Annotated in this window: 10 protein-coding genes; 6 read left to right on the top strand and 4 right to left on the bottom strand. The window is 67.8% G+C overall.

Annotated features, from left to right (window positions below):
- The first annotated feature begins 22 nt into the window (after window positions 1–22).
- The 3 genes from MLP_RS18930 (at window position 23) to MLP_RS26635 (ending at window position 4,657) form a co-directional block, all read left to right on the top strand.
- On the top strand, window positions 23–2,638 hold the full coding sequence (locus tag MLP_RS18930) for a circularly permuted type 2 ATP-grasp protein (protein ID WP_013864771.1): 2,616 nt from the start codon (window positions 23–25) through the stop codon (window positions 2,636–2,638).
- Window positions 2,639–2,707: 69 nt separating this feature from the next.
- Window positions 2,708–3,595 carry a transglutaminase family protein gene (locus MLP_RS18925; RefSeq protein ID WP_013864770.1) on the top strand — a complete coding sequence of 296 codons (888 nt, stop codon included), beginning with the start codon at window positions 2,708–2,710 and terminating at the stop codon, window positions 3,593–3,595.
- 180 nt (window positions 3,596–3,775) lie between these two features.
- Complete coding sequence (locus MLP_RS26635) at window positions 3,776–4,657, top strand: DUF559 domain-containing protein (RefSeq protein ID WP_013864769.1); 882 nt, start codon at window positions 3,776–3,778, stop codon at window positions 4,655–4,657.
- An 89-nt stretch (window positions 4,658–4,746) separates the two neighbouring features.
- On the opposite strand, the gene MLP_RS18915 is transcribed toward MLP_RS26635, so the two are convergent.
- Entirely contained in the window at window positions 4,747–5,250 is a 504-nt protein-coding gene (locus MLP_RS18915) for a SixA phosphatase family protein (protein ID WP_013864768.1), read from the bottom strand.
- Between the two features lie 124 nt (window positions 5,251–5,374).
- Between MLP_RS18915 and MLP_RS28110 the strand changes: the two genes are divergently transcribed.
- Complete coding sequence (locus MLP_RS28110) at window positions 5,375–6,178, top strand: hypothetical protein (protein ID WP_156821218.1); 804 nt, start codon at window positions 5,375–5,377, stop codon at window positions 6,176–6,178.
- 59 nt (window positions 6,179–6,237) lie between these two features.
- Here MLP_RS28110 and MLP_RS18900 read toward each other — a convergent pair whose 3' ends face one another.
- Window positions 6,238–6,549 carry a DUF3039 domain-containing protein gene (locus MLP_RS18900; RefSeq protein ID WP_013864765.1) on the bottom strand — a complete coding sequence of 104 codons (312 nt, stop codon included), beginning with the start codon at window positions 6,547–6,549 and terminating at the stop codon, window positions 6,238–6,240.
- Between the two features lie 131 nt (window positions 6,550–6,680).
- Between MLP_RS18900 and MLP_RS29055 the strand changes: the two genes are divergently transcribed.
- Entirely contained in the window at window positions 6,681–8,096 is a 1,416-nt protein-coding gene (locus tag MLP_RS29055; protein WP_231851340.1) for an MFS transporter, read from the top strand.
- Window positions 8,097–8,133: 37 nt separating this feature from the next.
- Window positions 8,134–9,894 (top strand): DEAD/DEAH box helicase, encoded by a 1,761-nt coding sequence (locus MLP_RS18890; protein WP_456237767.1) that lies wholly within the window; start codon window positions 8,134–8,136, stop codon window positions 9,892–9,894.
- Window positions 9,895–9,985: 91 nt separating this feature from the next.
- Here the strand turns inward: MLP_RS18890 and MLP_RS18885 are convergent, their stop codons facing one another.
- The gene (locus tag MLP_RS18885) at window positions 9,986–11,059 is read right to left on the bottom strand and encodes a serine/threonine-protein kinase (protein ID WP_013864762.1); all 1,074 of its coding nucleotides are present in this window, start codon (window positions 11,057–11,059) and stop codon (window positions 9,986–9,988) included.
- 96 nt (window positions 11,060–11,155) lie between these two features.
- On the bottom strand, window positions 11,156–11,647 hold the full coding sequence (locus MLP_RS18880) for an Lrp/AsnC family transcriptional regulator (protein WP_013864761.1): 492 nt from the start codon (window positions 11,645–11,647) through the stop codon (window positions 11,156–11,158).
- Between the last annotated feature and the right edge of the window lie 5 nt (window positions 11,648–11,652).

The following is an 11,652-nucleotide window of genomic DNA, read 5'->3' as shown; positions in this document are numbered from 1 at the left end:
CACTACTGACGGACCGCCGACGATGACGGTGCTGCAGCGCTATCTGGATCGCAAGATCCAGCCGGACATGTTCGCGGTCCCGGCGCCGTCGTACGACGAGTTCGCCGGCCCATCGGGCGTCCGGGACGGCTGGCGGGGACTGGCCCAGGGCTTGGAATCCTTTGGTCCGGTCGACCTCGAGCGCGCTCGGGCCGAGGTCGTACGGCTGCTCGAGGATGACGGCGTCAGCTATATCTCCGGTCCGGCTTCCACCACCACCTTCGTCGATGCGACCATCGCCCCGCCGGGTCGGCCGGCGGGTCCCGACTCGGCAACGCCGCTCGCGGAGCCGGAGCCCTGGCAACTCGATCCGCTGCCGTTGGTGCTTGCCGAGCGGGAGTGGTCGGCGGTGGAGGCCGGGGTGGTGCAGCGGGCTGAGCTGTTGGACGCGATCGTCGCCGATCTCTACGGAGCGCAACGGCTGCTGGCCGGCGGACACCTCCCTGTGCCTGCGGTGCTCGACCACGAGGAGTATCTCCGAGCGCTGGTAGGTGAGCACAGCGCCGCCCCGTCGCTGTTCATGGTCGCGGTGGATCTCGGCCGTGACGCGTCGGGGCAGTGGACGGTGATGTCCGACCGGACCCAGGCACCATCGGGCGCCGGGTATGCGATGCAGAACCGCCGGGTCGTCTCGCGGGTGATGCCGGAGCTTTATCACGCCGCCCACCTGCACCGACTGACCCCGTTCTTCCAAGCCATGCGGTCCGCCTTGATCGACGCCGCGCCGGCCCAGGTGGAGAGCCCGCGGGTCGTGGTGCTGAGCCCGGGATCGATGTCCGAGACGGCCTTCGACCAGGCGTTTCTCGCCTCGCTGCTCGGCTTTCCACTGGTCGAGGGCGGTGACCTCACCGTGCGCGACGGCAGGGTCTGGATGCGAGTGCTGGGTAAGCTCGAGGAGGTCGACGTCATCCTGCGTCGGGTCGACTCGATCTGGACCGACCCATTGGAGCTGCGGCCCGGGTCGCGACTCGGTGTGGCCGGCTTGGTCGAGTGCGTTCGCCGGGGAACGGTGTCGGTCGTCAATGCGATCGGCTCCGGCATCGTCGAGAACCCGGCGCTGATGCCGTACCTACCACAGCTGTGCGAGCGGCTGCTGGGACAGTCGCTGCGACTGTCCTCGGTGCAGACCTGGTGGTGCGGCGATGCCGACGGGATGCGCTACGTGACCCAGCATCTGGATGAGCTGGTCGTTCGGCCGATCAGTCGGGGGCACGGTCGCAGCGTCCGTGGGATAGCTCTGTCGCGAGCCGAGCGGGAGAAGGTGATCGCGATGATCGCGGCGGCGCCGCACCGCTACGTCGGCCAGCAGGTGCTTCAGCTGTCCTCCGCGCCAACCGCGATCGGTGGCCGGCTGCTGCCGCGCAACGTCGTGTTGCGCTCGTTCGCGGTCCGCGACGGCTCGTCGTACGCCGCCATGCTGGGTGGTCTCGCCCGGGTCAGCGACGACGCAGACGAGTCGCGCGGTCTGCTGGTCACCGCGGCCGGCGGGGGGATCGCCAAGGACGTCTGGGTGGTGAGTGAGCATCCGGTCGTCGCCAAGGGCCAGACCACGATCCGGATGTCGCGAGAGGTCGACCAGCTTGCGGTGGCGGACGCCACGACGGCCGCGATGGTGCCCCGGGTGCTCTCCGATCTGTTCTGGTTCGGGCGCTATGCCGAGCGGGCCGAAGACCTGTTGCGGCTCATCCTGGCGACCAGGGCGACCGCCCTGGAGACCGATCTGGACCCTGGTTCCCGGGGCGCGCTGCAAGTGCTGCTGCGGGCCATCACCACCACTTCGACCGCTTATCCGGGCTTCCTGGCGGAGGGCTGCCCGATGATGCCCGAGTTTCGGGCGCTGCTGCTGGACAGGTCGCGGCTCGGCACCGCGGGGCAGTCGCTGGCCGCGCTGTTGCTCGCTGCACAGGGGGTTCGTGATCAGCTGTCCGAGGACGTCTGGATGGTGCTTGCCGACATGGACCGGGCGAGTGCGACGCTGGCTGCGAGCCCCGACGACCAGGGTTTGCTGCTGGTGGATACCGGCGAGCGGATCCTCTCCGGGCTGTTGGCGCTGGCGGGAATCGTCAGCGAGAACATGGTTCGTGACGCAGGCTGGTATCTGCTGGACACCGGTCGCGGGCTGGAGCGGGCGCTGCAGGTGCTGGCGCTGTTGCAGGCGACGGTGTGTGAGGAGCGACCCTGGGACACCGAGCGATTGGTCGTCGAGACGGTGCTGACCGCGACCGAGTCGATCGTCACCTTCCGGCGGCGCTATGGCGGCCAGGATCGAGTCGAGGCAGCGGTCGAGTTGCTGGTCACCGACGCGCGTAACCCCCGATCGGTGGCCTACCAGCTGGAGCGGATCCTGACAGACCTGCGGGCGATCCCGAACACTTCGGCGAGGCTCCGGCCGGTTCGCCTGGCTGAAGCCGTGGTGCATCAGGTGCAGACGGTCGATCTGGGGGCCATGTCGGCAGCGTCGGACCGGGTGGAGTTGGCTGAGTTCCTGGCCGGGTTGACGACCCAGCTGCGGGACCTGGCAGACGCGATCCGCGACCAGTATCAGCAGCTGCCGCCGACACCGCAGCCGATGCGGACCAGGGCCGGAGGCGCGGCGTGACCATTGAGGCAGGGAGATATCGCACCGGAGGTGGGTCCTGGTGAAGTACCGGACCGGAGGTGCGTCTCGATGAGATACCGAGTCCAGCACACCACCACATACACCTACGACGACGAGGTGACCGACAGTTACGGGGTCTTCCACCTGCGTCCCCGGAACCTGGACTGGCAACGCTGCGGAGATCATGAGGTGAGCATCGACCCGGCCCCTGCGGATCTATTCGGTCACGTTGACCTCTATGGCAATCAGAAGTCCTACTTCCACGTGGTCGAGCCGCACACCGAACTGGTGGTGACCGCTACCTCGATGGTCGAAATCGATTCCCCGGTCTATGTCGAGGAGGCGCTCGCGCTGCCCTGGGAAGAATGCCGGCCGCTGGTGCCAGGGACGGCTGCGGCCGCTGACTCCGAGGCGTGGCAGGCGACGGACTTCGTCTTCGCGTCGACGATGGTGGACATCCCTCCCGGCGTCCGGGACTATGCCGAGCGATCCTTCGCGCCGGGTCGACCGGTGGGGGAGTCGGTGACCGAGCTGATGCACCGAGTCTTCGACGACTTCACCTACAAATCGGGATCGACCACCGTGTCCACCCGGGTGGCCGAGCTGTTGGAAAGGCGCACCGGTGTCTGCCAGGACTTCGCGCACGTGATGGTGTCCGGGCTGCGCAGCCTGGGACTCGCCGGCCGCTATGTCAGTGGCTATCTGGCGACTCGGCCGCCCCCCGGCAAACCTCGCTTGGTCGGAGCCGATGCCTCGCACGCCTGGGTGGGCTGCTGGATTCCCGGCAACGGTTGGATGTATCTCGATCCGACCAACAACCGGCTGATCGACGCCTCTCATGCGACCGTCGCCTGGGGCCGCGACTACGCCGATGTGACCCCGGTCAAGGGAGTGATCTTCACCGAGGCGAAGTCCTCGACCATGAAGGTCAGCGTCGACATGGCACCGCTTGAGTAGCGCTGCGTCAAAGTGCCCCCGATCCTGTCCCTCCTCGGCGTGTCGCGGCGCGGAAGGCGGGAACAGAGCCAGTTCGACGCAGGTGCTGGTTGTCCACAGGCTTGAGCAGTGAGTCGAGCGCTGTCCACAGATCGCTGATCACCCCGGACGAAATGGCACTCACGTCCGCAATGTCTAGGCATGAGACACCACGACGCTATCGAGCACCTGCTGACCACCGAGCAAGTCATTCTGCGCCGAGAGCATCCAGAGCTCGACGACGCCCTGACCCGCGCCTGCGCGGCCGGTGCCATCGCGCGCATCCTGCCCGGCGTTTTCGCTGATCGTGGCCGCGCCGAGGACCCGATCATCCGGATGATGGCTGTCACCCGTTGGGACGCTGATGCCGTCATCCGGGGCCGGGGCGCGGCGGCATTGACCTACTGGACCGATGTGAAGCTCGGATCGACGATTCAGGTTGCTTCCCCATTTCGGCACCGCCCGCAGCCGGGGTTCGAGTTCACGAGATGGCGAGTGCCGCCTGAGCTGGTGCAGCGCTGCAACAGTGTGCCTGTCACTGCCCCGTCGCTCACTGCAATCGATCTCGCAACCTACGACTTCACCGAGCCGATCGACATTGCGCTCGGCAGCAAACAGGTGACATTGGAGACGCTACGGGAGGCATTGCGGCTGACAGCTCACAGACGGGGCAATACTGAGCGATGGAAGGTGATGTTGGACTCGCGAGCCGATCCCTGGTCGAAGGCCGAACGCCTCGCTCATCGGCTCTATCGCCAAGCCGGTATCACGGGTTGGGTCGCCAACAAGGAGCTGATTCTTCCCGGCGCCGGCACCTACTACCTGGACATCGCCTTCCAACGTGAGCGGATCGCCGGCGAGGTAGACGGCTGGCGATATCACTCCAAGCCCGAGGTGTTCGAGTCGGATCGGTTGCGACAGAACGCCCTCATCTTGGACGGCTGGCTGGTGCTGCGGTTCACCTGGAGGATGCTGACCACCGACCCGAACTATGTGGTGCGTGTCACGCACGAGGCGCTCGCGTCACGGGGCGGTCTGCGGTGAAGTCGCCCCGACTGCTGTGTCGCTCGGCGTGTCGTGCTCGCTCGCTGGCGAGTGCGGCTACTTTTCCGCGACTCGCGTCCGACGGACGCCTAGCCGCGCGGCACTTCGAAGGCGACCAGGTCGGCCGATTCGGCGTCGGCCCAGGGTCCGTGAATACGCAGCACCGCCAGGCCGGAGGTGGGGTATTTCCGGTCCATCCGAGCCCAGGCATCGCGCGGTTCGGGGCGGGTGCCGAGCAGGTCGGCGAGATCGGGGAGTCCCGGGCCGTGACCGATGAGCATCAGGCTGCCGAACTCTTCCGGGGTCTGTTGCACGAGGTCGAGCAGTTCGTCGGTGTAGGCCTCATAGATCTCCTCGCTGTAGCGGACCTCGCCTGCAGTAGCGCCGGCTTCGGTGGCCAACTGCCAGGTCTGTCGGGTCCGGACGGCGGTCGAGCACAGCACCAGATCCGGTTGCCAGCCTTGCCGAGCGAGCAGCTTCCCGGCTTCCGTGGCGTCCCTGATGCCGCGGGCGGCCAGTGGACGATCGTGATCAGGGAGCGGCTGATCCCACGCCGACTTGGCGTGCCGAAGGAGATAGAGGATGTGGGTCATGGGCGGAGCCTCTCAGGAGCGCGACCGTGGAACACCGTCATGGGCGGAGCCTCTCAGGAGAGTGTTGACGCTTTCGAGTGACCCGTATCGCCGGCGAGCAGATCCGGGCCCTAGGCTCCGCAGTATGCCGATCGCCTCGGAGAGACGCCGCATCGGGCGGCCGATAAGGCTTGCGAGCGTGCTTGCCGCAGCCATGCTCGTGCCAGCGAGCCTGGTGCTGGCCGCCTGCGGCCGGAGCGAGTCACCGATCTCGCCGTCCGCCAGCTCCACCGCCAGCGCTTCCAGTTCGGCTTCACCTGGCGACTCAGCCAGCCCGGAGATGTCCGGCACTCCTGCGGATGGCACCGCCACACCTGGCTCGTCGGCCACCCCGGGCGCGTCGCCGGATGCTTCCGGGATGCCGACCGGCACCGCGAGCGATGCGGTCACCGTGGCGCCCGCTTCCTGTACTTCGGTCACGCCGCTCCGGATCGAGAAGTCGGTGGTGGAGCCACGACGCACCACGGAGGTCGTCACCGTGGTCTCCGACGGTCGCACGCTGACGCCTGGCACCCGGGAACAGACGGACTTCACCGCTGCTGCACTGGTGTCACCCGACGGCACGACCACGATCGACGACGAGGCGACGCTGACCAAGATCGCGGGGATGATCGAGAAGTCGTCCAAGCACACGGTGCTGCTGAACCGCCCTGAGCCGCCGGACACCGGACTCGACACCAACAAGCGCCCGTTCAATTCGACCGGCACTTTCGTGCTCTATCGCGCCTCGGGGCTGCTCACCGCAGATGTCGTTGTGGAGTGCTCGGACCAAGAGCAGCGGTGGCGGTTCACCGCCGAGGCCAATCCGGCACTCGGGACGGTCAACTGTGCCGTCGAGCCGCCGCGCGGCAATGCGATGGCCCGGCAGGTGTATGGCGCTTTCTGCTGAGACTCGACCCAGCGACGACACGGCCTGAACCTCGCCGTGACGTCGCGGGCAGCCTGGGCTCAGGAATCGCCGGAACCGTCGTTTCCTTTGCCGCCTTTACCGCCCTTGCCACCCTTACCCTTGCCGCCGACCGGCAGGCCCTCCCAGATTTCCTTGCACTCAGGGCAGACCGGGAAGCGTTGCGGGTCGCGGCTGGGCACCCAGACCTTGCCGCAGAGCGCGACGACCGGCGTGCCCATCACCATGGCCTCAGTCAGCTTGTCCTTGGGCACGTAGTGCGAGAACCGCTCGTGGTCGCCCTCGTCGACTCGAAACTCGGTCCGCTCGTCGAGGATCGTCTCTGCACCGGGGCTGAGCTGCTGCTGGGTCACGTGGCCAGTCTAGGAAGCCGAGCCCGTCCGCGGTAGCCACTGCATCAGTCGGCGGGACATCAGACATGGCAGGGCTCGACTTTGAGCAATCGATCTGACAACCCGGTGACCGAAGTGATGGGATGGGCCGGATGTCCACCGATCAACCTGAGCCGACGACGCCCCCCGACGAGTCCGGCGCCGTGCCTGTTTCCCGGCGGGCGCTGGCCATCGGCATCTGCACCTGCGTGGTCGCGATCGCGTTCGAGTCGATCGCGGTGGCCACGGCCATGCCGGTGGCGGCTCGGGATCTTGACGGACTGGACTACTACGCCTGGTCGTTCTCACTGTTCTTGATCGGCATGCTGTTCGCGACCGTGGTGGCTGGCCGGCTGAGCGATCGGATCGGACCCGGCAAGCCGCTGTTCGTCGGGCTGGCGATCTTCGCTCTCGGCTTGGTGGTCGCGGGCACCGCCGGGAGCATGCTGCAGCTGGTCGGCGGGCGGCTGATCCAGGGCCTGGGCAGTGGTGTGATGAACACGGCCTCGTTCGTCCTCATCGCGCATGCCTTCGACGCCCGTCAGCGGCCGCGGATGTTCACCTACATCTCTACTGCTTGGGTGCTGCCGGCCTTTGTCGGGCCGCCGATCTCCGCTTGGATCACCGAGACCTTCAGTTGGCACTGGGTGTTCTTCGCGGTGCTGCCCCTTGTCGCGTTCGGCGCTGCCGTGTCCGCGCCGACGGTGATCAACCTGATCAAGAACTTCACCCCCTTGCCGCAGCGCGCCAACCGGCCGAAGCCTGCGCCGCTCTGGGCTGCGGGGGTGGTCGCGCTGGCCGCAGCGGCGATTCAGCTGGCCGGTCAGCGACTCGACTTGATTGCTGTCGGACTGCTCGGTGCCGGCATCGCAGGTCTGCTGGTCGCCCTGCCGCGGCTGATGCCGCCGGGCTTCTTGCGTTGGCGCCATGGGCTGCCGGCGGTGATCTGGGTACGCGCCCTGCTGCCCGGAGCGTTCTTCGGCGCCGAGTCGTTCCTGCCGCTGATGCTGGTGGAGCAACGACACGTACCACTGGTACTCGCCGGTGCGATGCTGACCATCGGCGCGATCGGCTGGACAGTCGCCTCCTGGTTGCAGTCCCAGTCCTGGTTGCCGGTCCGCCGGGACCGGCTGATCACGTACGGCACCTTGTCGGTCTGCCTCGGCATCGCCGTGTGTTTGGTAGTCGCGCTGTCGCCGGGGCTGTGGTTCGGGCTCGTCGGCGTCGGCTGGCTGTTCGGCGGATTCGGCATGGGACTGGCGACCGCGAGCACCGGACTGGCGGTGATGACCCTCACTCCGGCCGCAGAACAGGGCCGCAACGGGGCCTCGCTCAACGTCGGTGATGCCCTCGGCTCGGGTCTGTTCGTCGGTGTTGCCGGCTCGATCTTCGCCGCATTGCACGACCGTACGGAGCTGTCGATCACCTTCGGCGCGCTGCTCGCCGCGATGGTCGTGGTTGGTCTGCTCGCCACCCTCAGCTCGCTGCGGATCGGTCCCGTCAACAACGAGTCGTACCGGCCCCGGTGACTCGGAAGTGGCGGTGCGCCGGACTACACTCGCGCCGGTGACCAGGCAGACCCTCGATCCGAATGTGACGGATTTCAGCACCACGGGGCTGCCGCCTGCGTTCCCGGACCGGGCGGCCTGGGGCACGGCGACCAAGCTGAGGGCCTGGCAGGCCGCCGCCTTGCAGCAGTACTTCGATCAGCCGCAACGCGACTTCCTGGCCGTCGCCACACCGGGCGCTGGCAAGACTTCGCTCGCTCTCACCGTGGCCGCCAACCTGCTCGCCAAGCGAGCCGTCGATCGGATCGTGATCGTCGCGCCCACCGAGCATCTGAAGACCCAGTGGGCCGAGGCCGCTGACCGAGTAGGCATCGCCATCGACCCGCAGTTCGGCGTCCGCCAGGGCAAGGCCGCCAAGGACTTCAAGGGGATCGCGCTGACGTACGCGGGCGTGGCCGCCAATCCGCTCGCCCTGCGGATCAGGGTCGAGGGGTTCAAGACGCTGGTCATCCTGGACGAGATCCACCATGCAGGAGACGCACTCTCGTGGGGCGAATCGGTACGCGAGGCGTTCGACCCGGCAACCAGGCGGCTGATGCTGACCGGTACGCCGTTCCGCTCCGACACCAACCCGATTCCCTTCGTCCGGTACGAGCCGATGGGGGATGGCGGTCTCCGTTCGGTCGCCGACTTCACCTATGGGTACGCGGAAGCATTGGCCGATGCGATCGTCCGCCCGGTGTTGTTCATGGCCTACTCCGGCGACATGCAGTGGCGAACCAGCGCCGGCGATGAGGTGCACGCCCGGCTCGGCGGGCCGATGACCAAGGACCTCGCCGCGCAGGCATTGCGGACCGCGCTCGACCCGCACGGCTCCTGGATCTCGGCGGTGCTGCGGGCGGCGGACACCCGGCTGACCGAGGTGCGGCAGCACATGCCCGATGCCGGCGGTCTGGTGATCGCCACCGACCAGACGAGTGCCCGGGCCTATGCGGACCTGCTCAAGGCCATCACCGGGAAGATGCCCGTGGTGGTGCTCAGCGACGACACCGGTGCCGGCAAGAAGATCACCAAATTCGCCGCGGGCGACCAGCGGTGGATGGTGGCGGTTCGGATGGTGTCGGAGGGTGTGGATGTGCCCCGGCTCGCGGTGGGGGTCTATGCGACCACCACCTCGACCCCGCTCTTCTTCGCCCAGGCCGTGGGCCGGTTCGTCCGAGCCCGGGCGCGCGGCGAGACGGCGTCGGTGTTCGTGCCGAGTGTCCCGCTGCTGCTCAGCTTCGCTGCCGAGATGGAGCGAGAGCGCGACCACGTGTTGGCGCCCAAGTCCGAGCCGGACGAGGCAGCGCTGCTGGAGGCGGCCGAGCGGACCGAGACCGAGGCCGACCTGCCTGAGGGCACGTTTGCCGCGCTCGGCAGTGAGGCCGATTTCGACCGAGTGGTGTTCGACGGTGCCGACTTCGGCCTGACCGCGCAGGCGGGCAGCGCGGAGGAGCAGGACTATCTGGGGCTTCCCGGGTTGCTGGAGCCGGATCAGGTGAAGGACCTGCTGCGGCGACGGCAGGCCGATCATGCGCAGCGCAGCCCGCGTGCCGAATCGGCGGACCGGAGCACCCACCAGCAGCTCCGGGACCTGCGCAAGGAGCTGAACGGCTTGGTTGCTGCCTGGCATCACCGCACCGATCGTCCGCACGGGGCGATCCATGCCGAGCTGCGCAGCGCCTGCGGAGGACCGCCGTCGGCAGTGGCCAGCGCGGAGGAGCTGCAGGAGCGGATCGACCACATCCGGCAGTGGGCGGTCACCCGATCTTCAAGGTGAAGCTGGGGAGCGCGGAAAAGTCGCCCCGCGCTGGCCCTGAGGGGCCCTTCACCGGCGTGCCGCAGCATTGAGAGGCAACTTTCCTGCACCGCTACAGAGTGAACCCGATCACGATCGCCACGAACACGGCGAACACGACCACCGCCAGCACGGTCATGCCGATGTAGAAGGTCGCCGTCCGGGCGGGTTTCGCGAGAGCCGGTGGCGGTGCAGCGGGAGACACCGGCGGAGCCGGATCCGAGGCCAACGCGATCGTGTGCCCATCGGTCGACGGGGGTAGCTCGACGGGAACGGCCGAGGGCTCGACCCCAGGCGCCGGCTGAGCCGCCACAGGTTCCCGACCCTCCAGAGCATCCGCGAGTTGGTCGAAGGCGTCGGCCAGGATTGCCGCGGTCGGCGGGCGCCGATGCGGATCGGTGGCCAGACCGGAGCGGAACAATCCGTCCAAGGTCGCGGGTGCGCGGAGTTCTGCGGCGATCGGCGCCGGCTCGGCGGTCGCGGGGCGCGTGAGCAGGTCGGTCACCCTTTCCACCCGGTAGGGAGGAGAACCGGTGAGCAGCGCATAGGCGACCGCGCACAACGCGTACACATCGGCACGGTGGTCGACAGCGCTGGAGCCTGCCTGCTCGGGCGCCATGTAGGACGGCGTACCGACGATCATCGACCCGCTCGAGGAGTCGACGACGGAGCGGGCCACCCCGAGGTCGGCGACCACGACCGTCCCCGTCCCGTCCGGTCGGTTGCTGAGCAGCAGGTTGCCCGGCGTCACATCGCGGTGCACCAGATGGTGGCGGTGCAGCACCTCCAGACCGCGGGCCGCTTCCGCGCAGAGCCTGAGCGCTTTTGCCGGGTCTACCCGGCTGATCCGCACATCCTCCAGTGATCCGCCGTCCAGATAGTCCATGACGAAGTACGGCCGTCCGTCATCGAGCGTGCCGATGTCATAGACGTGGACAACGCGACGGTCCCTGATCCGGCGCAGGAACCGGGCTTCGGACAAGAAGCGCTCTCGGATGCCGGGATCGGCGGCCCAGTTGTCGGCCAGCACCTTGATCGCGACGGCGACGTCGAACTCGGGATCGTGGCCCAGCCAGACGGTGGCGAAGGCGCCGGCACCGATCCGGCGGATCAACTGATGGCGGCCGAGCTGTGTTGGTGTGCTCACCCTGGCTCCAGCGCTGCGTCTCTACCCACCACCCACCCCCTGGTCTCTATCCACCACCCACCCCCTTATCTCTACCCACCACCCACCCCCTTATCTCTACCCACCACCCGCCCCCTCGTTGATCAGGGGACCGGTCCGATAGGGGATGGCCTCCGACAAGCCGATCAGCGTCGAGGAACGAACCACCCAGTCCTCGCTGACCATCCGGTCGATCACCCGCTGCAGATCGGCGTTGTTGTGGGCCACGATCCGACACCAGAGGTCACCGCTGCCGGTGATCGTCCAGCACTCCAGCACCTCGGGAATCGCCGCGATGCGCTCGGTGAAGGCCTGTCGGCCGGTGTGCTGGGTGATCTGGATGGTGACGAACGCCGTCACCAGGTAGCCGATCGCCTCCGGGGAGATGTCCGGCCCCCACCCGGTGATCACGCCGGTCCGCTCCATCCGGTCCAGCCGGGCCTGCACGGTGCCCCGCGCGACTCGAAGCCGCCGGCTCGCCTCCAGCACCCCGATCCGTGGCTCCTCAGTGAACAGCGCGACGATGGCCCGATCGAGCCGATCCAGTGTGATGGGCGTCTCAGTGGTCATCCTGC

The organism is Microlunatus phosphovorus NM-1, from assembly GCF_000270245.1.
Classification (GTDB): domain Bacteria; phylum Actinomycetota; class Actinomycetes; order Propionibacteriales; family Propionibacteriaceae; genus Microlunatus; species Microlunatus phosphovorus.
This window is presented reverse-complemented; position numbering and strand designations above follow the sequence as displayed.

Bases quoted from the DNA above. Each gene is read 5' to 3' on its own strand.
- MLP_RS18930 (WP_013864771.1), top strand. From the start codon at position 23: ATGACGGTGCTGCAGCGCTATCTGGATCGCAAGATCCAGCCGGACATG.
- MLP_RS18925 (WP_013864770.1), top strand. From the start codon at position 2,708: ATGAGATACCGAGTCCAGCACACCACCACATACACCTACGACGACGAG.
- MLP_RS26635 (WP_013864769.1), top strand. From the start codon at position 3,776: ATGAGACACCACGACGCTATCGAGCACCTGCTGACCACCGAGCAAGTC.
- MLP_RS18915 (WP_013864768.1), bottom strand. From the start codon at position 5,250: ATGACCCACATCCTCTATCTCCTTCGGCACGCCAAGTCGGCGTGGGAT.
- MLP_RS28110 (WP_156821218.1), top strand. From the start codon at position 5,375: ATGCCGATCGCCTCGGAGAGACGCCGCATCGGGCGGCCGATAAGGCTT.
- MLP_RS29055 (WP_231851340.1), top strand. From the start codon at position 6,681: ATGTCCACCGATCAACCTGAGCCGACGACGCCCCCCGACGAGTCCGGC.
- MLP_RS18880 (WP_013864761.1), bottom strand. From the start codon at position 11,647: ATGACCACTGAGACGCCCATCACACTGGATCGGCTCGATCGGGCCATC.